13 protein-coding genes are annotated in these 13,940 nt (G+C 51.1%); 10 read left to right on the top strand and 3 right to left on the bottom strand.

All coding sequences use genetic code 11. The annotated features are described in order from the left end of the window. Nucleotides 1-72: 72 nt before the first annotated feature. The 5 genes from ACI1P2_RS19680 (at nt 73) to glnA (ending at nt 5,711) form a co-directional block, all read left to right on the top strand. Complete coding sequence (locus ACI1P2_RS19680) at nt 73-1,038, top strand: AAA family ATPase (protein WP_355321782.1); 966 nt, start codon at nt 73-75, stop codon at nt 1,036-1,038. A gap of 102 nt (nt 1,039-1,140) precedes the next feature. Then, the gene (gene hflX, locus ACI1P2_RS19675; protein ID WP_355321780.1) at nt 1,141-2,427 is read left to right on the top strand and encodes a GTPase HflX; all 1,287 of its coding nucleotides are present in this window, start codon (nt 1,141-1,143) and stop codon (nt 2,425-2,427) included. 127 nt (nt 2,428-2,554) lie between these two features. After that, nucleotides 2,555-3,808, top strand: coding sequence for a methionine gamma-lyase family protein (locus tag ACI1P2_RS19670; protein ID WP_355321778.1), 1,254 nt, complete (start codon nt 2,555-2,557; stop codon nt 3,806-3,808). A gap of 86 nt (nt 3,809-3,894) precedes the next feature. Beyond that, nucleotides 3,895-4,308 (top strand): MerR family transcriptional regulator, encoded by a 414-nt coding sequence (locus ACI1P2_RS19665; protein ID WP_305754158.1) that lies wholly within the window; start codon nt 3,895-3,897, stop codon nt 4,306-4,308. 74 nt (nt 4,309-4,382) lie between these two features. Continuing rightward, entirely contained in the window at nt 4,383-5,711 is a 1,329-nt protein-coding gene (gene glnA / locus ACI1P2_RS19660; RefSeq protein WP_355321776.1) for a type I glutamate--ammonia ligase, read from the top strand. Between the two features lie 144 nt (nt 5,712-5,855). Here glnA and ACI1P2_RS19655 read toward each other — a convergent pair whose 3' ends face one another. Further along, on the bottom strand, nt 5,856-6,071 hold the full coding sequence (locus tag ACI1P2_RS19655; protein ID WP_355321774.1) for a hypothetical protein: 216 nt from the start codon (nt 6,069-6,071) through the stop codon (nt 5,856-5,858). A gap of 206 nt (nt 6,072-6,277) precedes the next feature. Next, nucleotides 6,278-6,904 carry a transcriptional repressor LexA gene (gene lexA / locus ACI1P2_RS19650; RefSeq protein ID WP_355321772.1) on the bottom strand — a complete coding sequence of 209 codons (627 nt, stop codon included), beginning with the start codon at nt 6,902-6,904 and terminating at the stop codon, nt 6,278-6,280. A 284-nt stretch (nt 6,905-7,188) separates the two neighbouring features. Here lexA and ACI1P2_RS19645 point away from each other — a divergent pair, with 284 nt between their 5' ends. From ACI1P2_RS19645 to ACI1P2_RS19630, 4 genes are all read left to right on the top strand, one after another. Continuing rightward, nucleotides 7,189-7,554, top strand: coding sequence for a LysM peptidoglycan-binding domain-containing protein (locus tag ACI1P2_RS19645; RefSeq protein ID WP_355321770.1), 366 nt, complete (start codon nt 7,189-7,191; stop codon nt 7,552-7,554). Between the two features lie 159 nt (nt 7,555-7,713). Continuing rightward, nucleotides 7,714-7,917: a DUF896 domain-containing protein gene (locus ACI1P2_RS19640; protein WP_355321768.1), complete on the top strand. Its 204-nt coding sequence runs from the start codon at nt 7,714-7,716 to the stop codon at nt 7,915-7,917. A 113-nt stretch (nt 7,918-8,030) separates the two neighbouring features. Continuing rightward, nucleotides 8,031-8,555, top strand: coding sequence for a hypothetical protein (locus ACI1P2_RS19635; RefSeq protein WP_355321766.1), 525 nt, complete (start codon nt 8,031-8,033; stop codon nt 8,553-8,555). 68 nt (nt 8,556-8,623) lie between these two features. Then, nucleotides 8,624-9,418, top strand: coding sequence for an HAD family hydrolase (locus ACI1P2_RS19630; protein WP_355321886.1), 795 nt, complete (start codon nt 8,624-8,626; stop codon nt 9,416-9,418). Nucleotides 9,419-9,570: 152 nt separating this feature from the next. On the opposite strand, the gene ACI1P2_RS19625 is transcribed toward ACI1P2_RS19630, so the two are convergent. Then, nucleotides 9,571-10,113, bottom strand: coding sequence for an acireductone dioxygenase (locus ACI1P2_RS19625; protein WP_355321764.1), 543 nt, complete (start codon nt 10,111-10,113; stop codon nt 9,571-9,573). A gap of 326 nt (nt 10,114-10,439) precedes the next feature. Between ACI1P2_RS19625 and metH the strand changes: the two genes are divergently transcribed. After that, complete coding sequence (gene metH / locus ACI1P2_RS19620) at nt 10,440-13,871, top strand: methionine synthase (RefSeq protein ID WP_355321762.1); 3,432 nt, start codon at nt 10,440-10,442, stop codon at nt 13,869-13,871. Nucleotides 13,872-13,940 lie beyond the last annotated feature (69 nt).

Raw genomic sequence — 13,940 nt, 5'->3', positions numbered from 1 at the left:
ATAAGGACATGCCGCCTTGAATACATTTGTGTAAGGGACCGAAGTCCGAACAAATATCGAGGTGATGGATGCATGAACGGACGGGGAGCAGCCGCCGGTAAGCGGCCGGAGGAGAGACCTTCCAGACAGATCAATGTCGTAATCCGCAGCCAGGAGCCTCCAAGCACGCCTGAAGCTGATACAGCCGGGGCTGTCAAAGAGCTGCCTTACTACAGCATGTACCAGGAAATTCAAAAAGAGCTGGACCAGCTGGTCGGACTGGACAGCATTAAAGAGCTGGTATTCGAGATTTACGCTTTCCTGCAGATTGCAAAGATGCGTTCGGAAGCCGGGCTGCAGAGCAGTTCGCACGTATATCATATGATATTCAAAGGAAATCCCGGGACGGGAAAAACGACGGTCGCCCGGATCGTGGCCAAAATGATGCAAAGAATGGGCGTGCTCGGCAAAGGGCATTTGATTGAAGCGGAGCGCGCGGATCTGGTGGGCGAATATATCGGTCATACGGCGCAGAAAACACGGGATCTTGTGAAAAAGGCGCTGGGCGGAATTTTGTTCGTGGATGAAGCTTACAGTCTGGCGAGAGGGGGGGAAAAGGATTTTGGCAAAGAAGCGATTGATACGCTTGTGAAGGCCATGGAGGATCAGAAAAACCAGTTCATTCTGATTCTGGCCGGGTACAGCGAAGAGATGGACTTTTTTCTGAGCACCAATCCCGGCCTGCCTTCGCGTTTCCCGCTGCAGCTTGAATTTCCCGATTATACGATTGACCAGCTCATTCAAATCAGTGAGCTGATGGCCAAGGAACGGGATTATATTTTAATGCCGCAGACCATATTTAAAATGAAGCAGCATCTGATCACCGCCAAGGATGAAAGCCTTCATAATTTCAGTAACGCCCGCTATGTGCGCAATGTGATCGAAAGATCGATCCGCCACCAGGCCGTGCGGCTGTTGAATCAATATGCCAGCGGACAGCCGGGCAGACTGGAGCTGATGACGCTGCGCCCGGAGGATTTGAAAATCGGGAAGAAATAGACGATAATAGGATTCTCCATGGAAGTTTTACCAAGGCCGGCCTGTAATCAGGTCGGTTTCTGCACGAGATGAGACCTATTGCCAATAAAGGAGCTGACGTTCATGGCGAATTCTACATATGATACGCAAACCGAGGTTCAGGATCGTGCCGTTCTGGTCAGTCTTGTAACGGATCAAGTAAAGCGCAGCGGGATTGATCCCCAATACTCGCTTGATGAATTGGTCAAGCTGGCGGAGACCGCCGGCGTGGAGGTGCTGAGCGTGCTCAGCCAGAACCGGGAAACGCCGGATTCCAAATGGTTTATCGGCAAGGGCAAAGTGGAGGAGCTGCGCGCCATTGGCGACACGCTCGGGGCCAACACGGCCATTTTTGACCAGGAGCTGTCCGGCGCCCAGGTGCGCAATCTTGAGATGACTCTGGATATGAAAATTATTGACCGCACCCAGCTTATTCTGGACATCTTTGCACAACGGGCCAAAACCAGAGAAGGGATTATACAGGTTGAGCTGGCACAACTCTCCTACCTGCTGCCCCGCCTCTCAGGGCAGGGTAAAAATTTATCCCGTCTTGGCGGCGGCATCGGTACGCGCGGTCCGGGGGAAAGCAAGCTTGAAACGGACCGCCGCCATATTCGCGGCCGCATCGGCGAGCTCAAGCGCCAGTTGGAGGAGGTAACACGCCACCGGCGGCTGCACCGCGAGCGCCGCCAGAAGAGCGGAATTGTACAGGTGGCTCTCGTCGGTTATACCAATGCCGGCAAATCAACGCTGCTGAAATCGTTGACGGCGGCGGACGTATATATTGAAAACCAGCTGTTTGCGACGCTTGATCCAACCTCACGGACGATGGAGCTGCCAAGCGGCAAAGAGATGGTTCTGACCGACACGGTCGGTTTCATCCAGAATCTTCCCCATGATCTGGTCGCCGCTTTTCGAGCCACGCTTGAAGAAGTGAACGAGGCCGACTTGGTGCTGCACGTGGTAGATGCCTCCTCGGATATGCGTGAGGATCATATGAAAGTGGTGCAAAGCATTCTGGAGGAGCTGGGCGCTGCCGATAAGCCGCAGCTGGTTCTCTTTAACAAGAAGGATGCCTGCACTCCGGAGCAGCTGGAGATGCTGCCTTCCGGTGAAGGCTACCTGAAAATCAGCGCCTTCGATGAAGGAGATTTGCTCCGCATCAGGGAGACGGTGCAGAACGCCGTAACCGGCGAAACGAGACGTTTCCGGATTCCGGCGGAGCGCGGCGATCTGACTCCTGTGCTGTACCGGATCGGTGATGTGATCGCCACAGAATACGACGGCAACGATGTTCTGTACGAGGTGCGCATCCAAACAGGGGAGTACGAAAAATACGGCCACGCCCTCGAAAACTTTACAGAAGGTTAACATTTCGTGGCGTGTCCAGGTTATTTTAATAGGAGCTTTATGATACAGGTTAGATAAGCTGCGGGTTATATGATCCGGCGGATCTAATCGGTTATCGGGATTGCATGAAGAGGAGACTTGAGAGGGAATGGCCTTATTTTCAGAGGAAATTGAACGCATCAGAGAAGAAGCGGAAGCAAAGATCAAAGACAGACTGCAGCTGGTTGACCGGATTGTGGACCACAATCAATGGAAGGTCATTGAGGCGTTCCAGAGCCGCCAGGTGAGCGATTTTCATTTTGCCGGTTCTACCGGATATGCCTATAATGACCGCGGCAGAGAAGTGCTGGATGAAGTGTATGCCCTCGTATTTGGCGCGGAAGCGGCGCTGGTCCGCCCTCATTTTGCGTCAGGTACGCATACGATCGCAACGGCGCTGTTCGGTGTGCTGCGTCCAGGTGATGAACTGCTGTATATTACAGGCCGTCCGTATGACACGCTGCACAAGGTTATTGGGACGCCGGGGGACGGAACGGGCTCGCTTCAGGATTTTGGCGTAAGCTACCGCGAGACGGCGCTCACGGCGAATGGGCAAGTTGATTGGGAGCGGGTGCAGTCGTCCATTACGCCTGCAACGAAGGTCATCGGTATCCAGCGTTCCCGCGGTTATGACTGGCGCTCTTCTTTCTCTGTTGCGGAGATCGGGGAGATGATCCGGCGGATCAAAGCGATCCGCAGTGATCTGATCGTGTTCGTCGACAACTGCTACGGGGAATTTACGGAAGAGATGGAGCCTACCGAGGCAGGAGCGGACCTGATTGCAGGCTCACTCATCAAAAATCCGGGCGGAGGCATTGCCGAAACCGGCGGTTATATCTGCGGACGCAAAAAGTACGTCGATTTGGCCGCGTACCGGCTGACGGCACCGGGAATTGGCGCCGAGGTTGGAGCAATGCTGGGGACGACACGCAGCATTTATCAAGGCCTGTTTCTGGCTCCGACGCTCGTGGGACAGGCGGTGAAGGGCAGCATTTTTGCTGCCGCCGTATTTGAAGCCATCGGTTTTACAAGCAAGCCGGCCTGGGACGAGCATCGGACCGATCTGATTCAAGCCGTGTCCTTTGACGGGCCGGAGCATCTGATTGCTTTTGTGCAGGGGATTCAAAAGGCTGCCGCCGTAGACAGTCATGTGGTGCCAGAGCCATGGGATATGCCGGGATACGAGCATCCTGTTATTATGGCGGCAGGCACCTTCATACAGGGAGGCAGTCTGGAATTGTCCGCAGATGCACCCATTCGGGAGCCGTATATCGGCTATATGCAGGGCGGACTAACGTACTCGCACGTCAAATTCGGGGTGTTAAAGGCCCTGCAAACGATGAAGGACCGTAATTTACTGTGAGTTTACCTAACACGCCGTTGACATTTTACATCAGGTAAATGTACAATGGGGTCAGTAGAAAAGATCACTGGAAGGTTGATGAAACGATGGGTGACGAAATTCGCAGAAATATGGCCTTGTTCCCGATAGGGATTGTGATGAAGCTTACTGATTTGTCTGCAAGACAGATTCGCTATTATGAGCAGCACAGCCTGATCGTTCCGGCGCGGACCTCAGGCAACCAGCGGTTGTTTTCCTTTAATGATGTGGAACGGCTGCTTGAAATTAAAGCTTTGATCGAAAAAGGTGTAAATATAGCAGGAATCAAGCAGGTGATGAACCCTGTCAGCAAGGAATCCGAGGAGGCAACGGTCATCACGGCCGATACGGAGGTCAAGCGCCGCGAGCTGTCCGATACGCAGCTGCACCGTTTGCTGAAGCAGCAGCTGGTGGCGGGCAAGCGACCGGGACAGGTATCGCTCATTCAAGGGGAGCTTTCACGCTTTTTTAATAATAAGTGAGGCAATCGTCTTGCTTCTGATGTAAAATCCTTTTGAATATCGTCCACACATAACAGATAAAAGGAGAGGTTACATTGAGTTACACTAAAGAAGATATTCTCCGCATTGCGCAGGAAGAGAATGTGCGTTTTATCCGTCTGCAGTTTACGGATTTGCTCGGCACGATCAAAAACGTGGAAATTCCGGTGAGCCAGCTTGAGAAGGCACTGGATAACAAAATGATGTTTGATGGCTCTTCGATCGAAGGTTATGTGCGTATCGAAGAATCCGATATGTATTTATATCCTGATCTGGACACCTGGGTCATTTTCCCTTGGGTAGCCACGGATCGCGTTGCGCGTCTTATCTGTGACGTTTACATGCCTGACGGTTCTCCTTTTGCAGGAGATCCACGCGGCATTTTGAAGAGAGTGCTGAAGGAAGCGGAGGAAATGGGCTTTACGTCCATGAACGTGGGGCCTGAGCCTGAATTTTTCCTGTTCAAAACCGATGAAAAAGGCAATCCGACCGAAGAGCTGAATGACAGAGGCGGATACTTTGACCTTGCCCCTACAGACCTGGGTGAGAACTGCCGCCGTGAAATCGTGCTGACCCTGGAAGAGATGGGCTTTGAAATCGAAGCTTCCCACCACGAAGTGGCGCCTGGGCAGCATGAGATTGACTTCAAATATGCCAACGCTATTAAAGCAGCCGACCAGATTCAAACGTTTAAGCTCGTGGTGAAAACGATTGCCAGACAGCATGGCCTGCATGCAACGTTCATGCCTAAGCCGCTGTTTGGTGTAAACGGTTCTGGTATGCACTGCCACCAATCGCTCTTCCAGGGCGGCGAGAATGCTTTTTATGATGAAAATGACAAGCTCGGCCTGAGCCGGACAGCCCGTCATTATATGGCCGGTATTCTGAAGCATGCCCGTGCCATGGCGGCAATTACGAATCCGACTGTGAACTCGTACAAACGTCTGGTGCCTGGTTATGAAGCACCGTCCTACGTAGCTTGGTCTGCAAGCAACCGCAGCCCGATGATTCGTATACCTGCTTCGCGCGGTCTGAGCACCCGCGTTGAAGTCCGCAATCCGGACCCTGCTGCGAACCCTTATCTTGCACTGGCTGTTATGCTTAAAGCGGGATTGGACGGTATCAAGCGTGAGCTTTCGCTGCCAGCTCCAATCGACCGCAACATTTATGTCATGACGGAAGAAGAACTGGTAGAAGAAGGAATCGCCAGCCTGCCGGCTGATCTGAAAGAGGCACTTGGCGAGCTGCTGCGCAGCGAAGTCATTGCCGATGCTCTTGGCGACCACGCTCTTGCATACTTCTACGAGCTCAAAGAGATCGAATGGGATATGTACCGCACGCAGGTTCACCAATGGGAGAGAGATCAGTATTTGACTCTTTATTAAGGAGGAGAGTCCTTGGCGCGCCAGCGCTGAGGGCTTTATCTTTTTTGGTGATGGAAAATAAACGTGCAAATGAATGTCGAACGGAAAAAGCCTTGGAGCGTCCAAGGCTTTTGATTGTGATTCGTCACATTTGGAAGGGGCTGCTTAGCGGCCTCTTCTTTTTTTGCCTACAGAGCAGATGTAACAGCTTGGGTCGTTTCTCACGGATACAGGGAATACATGATGCGGAACTGGAACCGGATGGCAGCGGTTGATCACTTCAATGGGGTGAACTACCGGAACGACCGTTGGAAAGTAGCGATCATTGATGAATCGAATCGGAGGGTAGACGATAGGCCCTGCTGTTGGATAAAAAGACATTCTGACAACTCCTTTCGGATATGTTGATATAACATATGCCATTTAGCCGCGCTTGACTGGACAATTGCCTGACGACAGGCATTCATCAGCATTCGCACAGAAGCAGAATCAACCGCTCATTGGCATTAACTTTGAATAGACAGAAACACCCCTGCAATTTATGCTCGATCACACAAATTGCAGGGGTGTCTTAGGTCTAATATGAGCTAGTGAAAATCCCTGAACAAACCGACTACCTTGCCCAATATGCTGACTTTGGTCAAGCGGAGCGGTTCGTATTTCGGATTCTCGGGTTGAAGCCGAACATGATCTTTCTCTTTGTAGAAGGTCTTCACGGTCGCTTCGTCTTCCTCGGTCATCGCCACGACGATGTCTCCATTATTGGCCGTTTGCTGCTGTCTTACAATGACAAAGTCCCCGTTAGTGATGCCTGCTTCAATCATACTGTCCCCTACAACAGACAGCATAAACATCTTGTCATCACCGACAAATTGCTGAGGCAGCGGGAAATAATCCTCAATATTCTCCGTAGCCGTGATCGGAATGCCTGCGGTTACCTTGCCGACCACCGGAACGCGGGTTACCGTGTAGCTGAACATATGTGTCTGATCCGAATCCTCCTGGCCGAGCAGCTCGATGGCCCGCGGCTTGGTGGGATCCCGGCGGATTAGCCCCTTCTTCTCAAGCCGGTCCAGGTGCCCATGGACAGTAGAACTGGAAGCAAGTCCAACCGCCTCTCCAATCTCTCTTACAGAGGGAGGATATCCCTTTAAGCGAACCTCATTACGTATAAATTCCAAAATTGCCTGCTGTCTGCTGGAAATCTTAGACATGTCCCATCAACCCCATTTAAGTAACGTTTGGGAAAATTATAACATAGAACTTCCGTTCGTACAAACATAAGTTCTGAAAGTCGGCAAACAATTTGCATGGCAGAATGTCTGCTGTGACAGCAAGCAGTACAGCCGTAAACCGGGCTTTTACAGTTGCGTTTTTCTTGTGAAATCTGGAAGCGAAAAAAAGAGAACTTGTGTTCTAATTTTTGCTTGAACAAAACATGTGTTCGTGTTATAGTGTTCTCGAAATAAACAAGAACAAATGTTTGGAGGTTGTTAACATGTTAAAATACAGCTCCTATCAAAGCATATATAATACGGCAGTGGTGCAGGGCGGACACACGGACGGAAGAGCTGCTGTGCAGAACAAAAGCTCACTGGTCAGCATGCTTCGTTTATTCGTTGCCGTAATTGTGCTCTGGATTTCTTTTGCCGGCCTGTTTACAGTATTTGCAGGTTCGTCCGATTTACATGCATCTGATGAGAAAGTGGTTGTGCTTTCGGGGGATACGTTGTGGGGAATTGCACAGGAGCATAAACCGGACTACATGGATACGAGAGTTTATATAGAAGGAATTATTCGGATCAACGGGCTCGAAAGCTCCGGAATCAGGGCAGGGGATGTGCTGCTGCTGCCGGAATTTTGAGGGATTTGCCTACTGCAGCCGAATCATATATATAGTTCTCAACATATGGGATTGAGACGAATATGAACGAATGGAACGGAGCTTGCGGGGGAACCTTGACAAGCTCTTTTTAACGTGTCAAAGTGTATAGTATCTTTGCGTATTTGGAGGGGACAAAATTTGGATATTGACAGCTTGGTGGCGCGCATTAATGAGCTGGCGCGCAAAGCAAAAGGAGAGGGCCTGACCGAAGCCGAAACAAAGGAAAGAGCCGAGCTTCGTGAAATTTACCTGGGCAACATCCGCCGAAATTTCCGGCAGCAGCTGGAATCCATCGAGCTTGTGGATGACGAGCCGGACAATGGCAAAGGACCGAAGCATTAAATACATTTATAACGATATACAGCCGGTGCTTTGGTCCGGTCCACTTGCTGGCGGCCCGGGCGGAGGCACCGTCACTATATAACCGTTACTATTTAGAGGAAGGAAATGTGCATATGGCTGGTTCATTTGAAAGAAAAATTCGCAAAAACATGGAGAAGGTGAACAAGCAGCGTAAAAAGCAGGGGGGCCAACCGATCGGCAGCAGCACGGGAAATGCCGGTGATACATATTATGGGCGTAATGTAACGGTTCCGATTATGTTGGCGGGTCTGTCCGTCCTGTATCTGGTCTTGACCATGTTATGGACACAGGTAGGCATGAGGGGCATGGATTGGCTTGTGTTTGGGCTCTATATGCTGCTTGCGCTCGTATTTTTTCTCCGCCGTCCGTATTTGCGGGTTGGCAAAAACACGCTATATACGCTGAAGGGCGGAAGGGAGCGTTCGATGCCTGCGGATCAGATCAAGAGCATCCAGGTTCAGTCCGGTTATGTTATCGTTGAGAAGCAGGGCAAAGGCGGCAACTGGGTTTTTAATAAAACACTGGGCCGTTATGATACCGATTCCATCGCGGAACGGCTTGAGAAATTTGCAACCGCCAATCAGCTTTCGTTTCAAGCGAAAGGGTCAAATAAATAAGTAATCACATGCGGGGAGCAGGATACAGCAGCCATCAGGTTAATTGAATGAAGGAGTGGACGAGCGGGATGACGATTCAAGCGGTAATGTTTGATCTGGATGATACGCTGCTTTGGGATGAGCGCAGTGTTGAGGAAGCATTTGCGGCCGTATGTCAGACGGCCTCCAAGGCAACCGGTGTGGATCCGGTCAAGCTGGAGGAAGCGGTAAGGACAGAGGCCAGATTACTTTATGAATCCTATGAAACCTTTCCTTTTACCAAAATGATAGGCATTAATCCTTTTGAAGGCCTGTGGGCAACCTTTGCCGGCGGAGATCAGCCCGAATTCCGGCAGCTGGAACAGCTGGCGCCTGTATACCGCAAGGAATCCTGGAGAAGAGGACTCGAAAAGGTGGGGGTAGCCGATGAAGAGCTGGCAGGCAGACTTGCCGAACAGTTCGGGATTGAACGGAGAGCGCGCCCATTTGTATATGAAGAAACATTCCAGGTGCTTGACGAGCTCAGGGGCAGATATAAGCTGCTGCTGCTGACGAACGGATCTCCTTCGCTGCAGCAGGAAAAGCTGGACGGAGTGCCACGGTTGATCCCTTATTTTGATCATATCGTCATTTCGGGCACGTTCGGCAAAGGTAAGCCTGATCCCTCCATTTTTGAACATGCTTTGGGGTTGCTCGGGATTGATCCGCACATGGCGGTTATGGTTGGCGACAAGCTGACGACGGACATCAAAGGTGCGCTCGCAGCTGGGGTTCATGCGGTTTGGGTAAACCGGAACAGCAAGACAAATACGGAGAGCATTCAGCCTGACTTTGAAATCAGGCATCTTGCTGAACTCGAGAATGTAATTCAATCGTTATCCTGATCTTTAACCGTCCGGACGCGAAATGCGCGCCGGGCGGTTTTTCAATTTCTGCTCACCGACAAAACAACCCTGCTGTCAGCCTGGATAGACTGCAACAGGGTTGTTTACAAACGCGGTCTTCTTCGGTGAATGTATGTCGATAGACGTTTTTCTCAAGCTTTAACGAAAGTCGGATCATCATAGTTGTGTGCCACCCATCCGTTTTCTTCAATAAAGAGACGGACAGCCACAATCTTCTGATTTTCCATCAAAGTGAAGAAGTGTGGTGTGTCTTCCGGTACGGAAATGACATCGCCAGGCGACAATTCCACATTAAAGTACCCGAGATCGCTGGCGCCTTTAATGATAAAAATGCCTTTGCCACCTACGATCGCCCGGATTTCATCTTCCGTGTGGGTATGGATGTTTTCAAATTTGGCCAGCAGCTCTTCAAGGTTCGGAGTCGCTTCGGACAATGTGATAATGTCCCAAATTTTATACCCGCGGCGGGCGGCCAGGTCTTTGATTTCGCTGTCAAAGGTGCTCAGAACCCGGGCTTTTTGTTCATCTGATAAAGTAAAATTCTCCTTAAGCTCGTCAGAGAGCTTACTGATATCCCATTTCTCATACAGTACTTCTTGCTTGGCCAGAAATTCCTGTACAGCAGCCTCATCGCTGATGCGTTCATTCGTATTGCGGATTACGATCTCAGCCATTTTTTCTCCCTCTTTTCCACTTGGAATTATCATATTAATTATGCATTATAGCGAATATTGGGTCACCTGTCGATGTGAATTTGATATATTTTATCCATTATATCATGGTGATTATAAAGAACGTACAGAGGATACCGCTTATAAGTATGAATTGGACCTGCGTATACGGAGACTGACTGTGATATGAGAAAGTTTTCTCTTCCGGCTTATAGAATTGTTCAGTTTTGTTGAATACTATAGATTCTAAATATCACAGTTGTATGTATTCAAGTGGAAGCGTTTCTGCTAAACTAAGATTTAACGTTTTGCGAGGGGGAACAAGGGCAATGAAAGAAAGTTTGCAGCATGCAATACAGCAGCGGATACTTATTCTCGATGGTGCCATGGGCACGATGATACAGCAGGAGGAGCTGACCGCGGCGGATTTTGGGGGTGAGGAGCTCGAAGGCTGTAATGAAATGCTGGTGCTGACGAGACCGGACGTCATTCAACGGATTCATGAGCACTACCTGGAGGCAGGGGCGGATCTGATTGAAACGAACACGTTCGGCGCTACTTCGGTTGTCCTTGCCGAATATGACATTTCAGATAAAGCGCGGGAGATCAATCTCGCTGCAGCCCGCCTCGCCCGTGCGGCGGCGGATGCCTTCCAGACACCGGACAAACCCCGGTTTGTGGTAGGGGCTATGGGACCAACAACGAAAACGCTGTCTGTTACAGGCGGTGTAACTTTTAGCGAGCTTGTTGACAGCTACGAGGAGCAGGCGCTGGCTCTCATTGAGGGCGGGGTGGACCTGCTGCTGCTTGAAACGTCACAGGATACATTAAATGTAAAAGCAGGCAGCATCGGAATCCGGCAAGCGTATGCCAAGAGCGGAATTGAACTGCCTTTGATGATTTCCGGTACGATTGAGCCTATGGGCACAACACTTGCCGGTCAAAATATCGAGTCTTTCTATATATCACTGGAGCATCTGCGCCCAGTTTCCATCGGATTGAACTGTGCGACCGGCCCTGAATTTATGAGGGACCATATCCGCTCACTGGCAGACATGTCCTCCTCTGCGATCAGCTGTTACCCTAACGCAGGGCTGCCGGATGAAAACGGCCAGTATCATGAATCTCCGGAATCGCTGGCGAGAAAAATGGGGGGATTCGCGGAAAAAGGATGGCTGAACATTGCTGGAGGGTGCTGCGGTACGACACCCGCCCATATCCGGGCGATGGCCGACGAAATGGCAAAGTACCCGCCCCGTCCTCTGCGCGGGCAGCATCCGCCAGCGATTGCGGGCATTGAAACGGTCTACATTGAGCAGGACAACCGCCCTTATATGGTAGGGGAACGCACGAACGTTCTCGGCTCGCGCAAGTTTAAGCGTCTGATCGTGGAAGGCAAATATGAGGAAGCGTCGGAAGTCGCCCGTGCGCAGGTCAAGAGCGGAGCGCACATCGTGGATATCTGTGTACAGGACCCGGACCGTGATGAAGCGTACGATATGGAAGCCTTCCTGAAGCTTGTCGTCAACAAAGTGAAGGTGCCGCTCATGATCGATACGACAGACGCTGCCGTAATTGATCTTGCCCTGAAATATACGCAAGGAAAAGGAATAATTAACTCCATTAACCTTGAAGACGGGGAAGAAAAATTTGAGATGGTCGTACCTTTGATTCATAAATATGGGGCGGCCGTTGTGGTCGGCACGATTGATGAGCAAGGGCAGGCCATTAAAAGGGAGGATAAGCTGGAGGTAGCCAAACGGTCATACGACCTGCTGGTGAACAAGTACGGCCTTTCTCCTGAAGACCTGATCTTCGATACGCTTGTGTTCCCGGTTGGAACGGGAGATGAGCAATATATCGGATCGGCCGAAGAGACCATTGAGGGCATTCGTCTCATTAAAGAGGCGCTTCCGGGCGTGCACACCATTCTCGGCATCAGCAACGTTTCCTTTGGTTTGCCGGAAGCCGGGCGCGAGGTGCTTAATTCCGTGTTCCTCTATGAATGTACCAAAGCCGGGCTGGACTATGCCATCGTCAATACGGAGAAGCTGGAGCGCTATGCTTCCATTCCGGTGCATGAACGGAAGTTGGCGGAGGATCTCATTTACAATACGAATGATGAGACTCTGGCGCTCTTTGTGGCGGCTTTCCGGGACAAAAAGGTAGAAAAGAAAAAGCAGGTCTCGAATCTGACGCTTGAAGAACGTCTGGCCGCTTATGTGGTAGAGGGCAGCAAAGAGGGGCTTGTTCCGGATTTGGATGAGGCTTTAAAGAAATATGCGCCGCTGGAAATCATCAATGGTCCGCTCATGGCTGGCATGGAAGAGGTTGGGCGGCTGTTTAACAACAATGAGCTGATTGTCGCTGAAGTTCTGCAAAGCGCTGAAGTGATGAAGACTTCCGTTGCGCATCTTGAACAATTTATGGAAAAGAACGAGAGCTCGGTAAAGGGTAAAATTATTCTCGCCACCGTTAAAGGGGATGTTCACGATATCGGAAAGAACCTGGTTGAAATCATTCTCTCCAATAACGGTTACCGCATCATTAATCTGGGTATAAAAGTACCACCTGAGCGGATTATTGAAGCGTATCGCGAAGAGAAGGCGGATGCCATCGGTCTCTCCGGACTGCTGGTGAAATCCGCGCAGCAGATGGTCGTGACCGCCCAGGATTTGAAAACCGCGGGTATTGATGCTCCAATCATGGTTGGAGGGGCAGCGTTAACCCGAAAATTTACCAAAAACCGGATCAGGCCGGAATACAACGGTCTTGTCCTGTATGCCAAGGATGCCATGGACGGCCTGGATCTGGCCAACAAATTAATGAATCCCGACACGCGCAGGGTGATGATCGAAGAGGCGGAGAACGAGAAAGATACAGAAGCAATCGCCGAGCCGAAACCGCTGCCGAAATTGAGCCGCGTCGAACGCTCCAATATCTCAACGGATGTACCTGTCTATATTCCGCCTGATCTTGAGCGCCATGTGCTCCGCAACTATCCGATCAGCCACATTTTGCCATATGTGAATATGCAGATGCTGCTGGGACACCACCTGGGCCTGAAAGGCAATGTTGAGCAGCTGCTGGCAGCAGGCGACCCCAAAGCGGTCAGCCTGAAGGAGACGGTGGACGAGATTTTGCAGTCGGCTGTTCTGGATGCGATCATGCAGGCACATGCGATGTACCGCTTCTTTCCCGCCCAATCGGAGGGCAATGATATTTTGATTTATGATCCGGCTGATCATAGCAAGGTGCTGCATCGCTTTTCCTTCCCGCGGCAGCAGGTTGAGCCTTACCTCTGTCTGGCGGATTTCCTTAAACCGGTAAGTTCAGGTACAATGGATTATGTCGGCTTTCTGGTCGTTACAGCCGGTCATGGAATCCGCGAGCTGTCCACGACATGGAAGGATCAGGGGGATTATTTGCGCTCACATGCGCTGCAGGCGGTTGCCCTGGAGGTGGCCGAAGGGCTTGCCGAACGGATTCATCATATGATGCGGGACAACTGGGGCTTCCCGGATCCGCCAGATATGACGATGAAGCAGCGGCTTGGGGCAAGATACCAGGGAATCCGTGTCTCGTTCGGCTACCCGGCTTGTCCGGATCTTGAGGATCAGGAGCCTCTGTTCCGTCTGATGAAGCCGGAGGATATCGGAGTCGCTTTGACGGAGGGCTACATGATGGAGCCGGAAGCTTCCGTTTCCGCCATGGTCTTCGCCCATCCGCAGGCTCAATATTTCAATGTGGATAAAGCCTAGGCGGTCTGAGGCAAGCGGGAGGAGTGCTGCCTCTTCCCGGGTTGTGCGCAGCGTATAGGAGCAGAAGAG

The organism is Paenibacillus jiangxiensis (genome assembly GCF_046098255.1).
GTDB lineage: Bacteria > Bacillota > Bacilli > Paenibacillales > Paenibacillaceae > Paenibacillus > Paenibacillus jiagnxiensis.
The sequence above is the reverse complement of the archived record's forward strand: the minus strand, read 5'-3'. Positions and strand labels throughout refer to the sequence as shown.

Bases quoted from the DNA above. Each gene is read 5' to 3' on its own strand.
- ACI1P2_RS19635 (WP_355321766.1), top strand. From the start codon at position 8,031: ATGGCTGGTTCATTTGAAAGAAAAATTCGCAAAAACATGGAGAAGGTG.
- hflX (WP_355321780.1), top strand. From the start codon at position 1,141: ATGGCGAATTCTACATATGATACGCAAACCGAGGTTCAGGATCGTGCC.
- ACI1P2_RS19655 (WP_355321774.1), bottom strand. From the start codon at position 6,071: ATGTCTTTTTATCCAACAGCAGGGCCTATCGTCTACCCTCCGATTCGA.
- ACI1P2_RS19630 (WP_355321886.1), top strand. From the start codon at position 8,624: ATGACGATTCAAGCGGTAATGTTTGATCTGGATGATACGCTGCTTTGG.
- metH (WP_355321762.1), top strand. From the start codon at position 10,440: ATGAAAGAAAGTTTGCAGCATGCAATACAGCAGCGGATACTTATTCTC.
- ACI1P2_RS19645 (WP_355321770.1), top strand. From the start codon at position 7,189: ATGTTAAAATACAGCTCCTATCAAAGCATATATAATACGGCAGTGGTG.
- lexA (WP_355321772.1), bottom strand. From the start codon at position 6,904: ATGTCTAAGATTTCCAGCAGACAGCAGGCAATTTTGGAATTTATACGT.
- ACI1P2_RS19670 (WP_355321778.1), top strand. From the start codon at position 2,555: ATGGCCTTATTTTCAGAGGAAATTGAACGCATCAGAGAAGAAGCGGAA.
- ACI1P2_RS19665 (WP_305754158.1), top strand. From the start codon at position 3,895: ATGGGTGACGAAATTCGCAGAAATATGGCCTTGTTCCCGATAGGGATT.
- ACI1P2_RS19680 (WP_355321782.1), top strand. From the start codon at position 73: ATGAACGGACGGGGAGCAGCCGCCGGTAAGCGGCCGGAGGAGAGACCT.
- ACI1P2_RS19625 (WP_355321764.1), bottom strand. From the start codon at position 10,113: ATGGCTGAGATCGTAATCCGCAATACGAATGAACGCATCAGCGATGAG.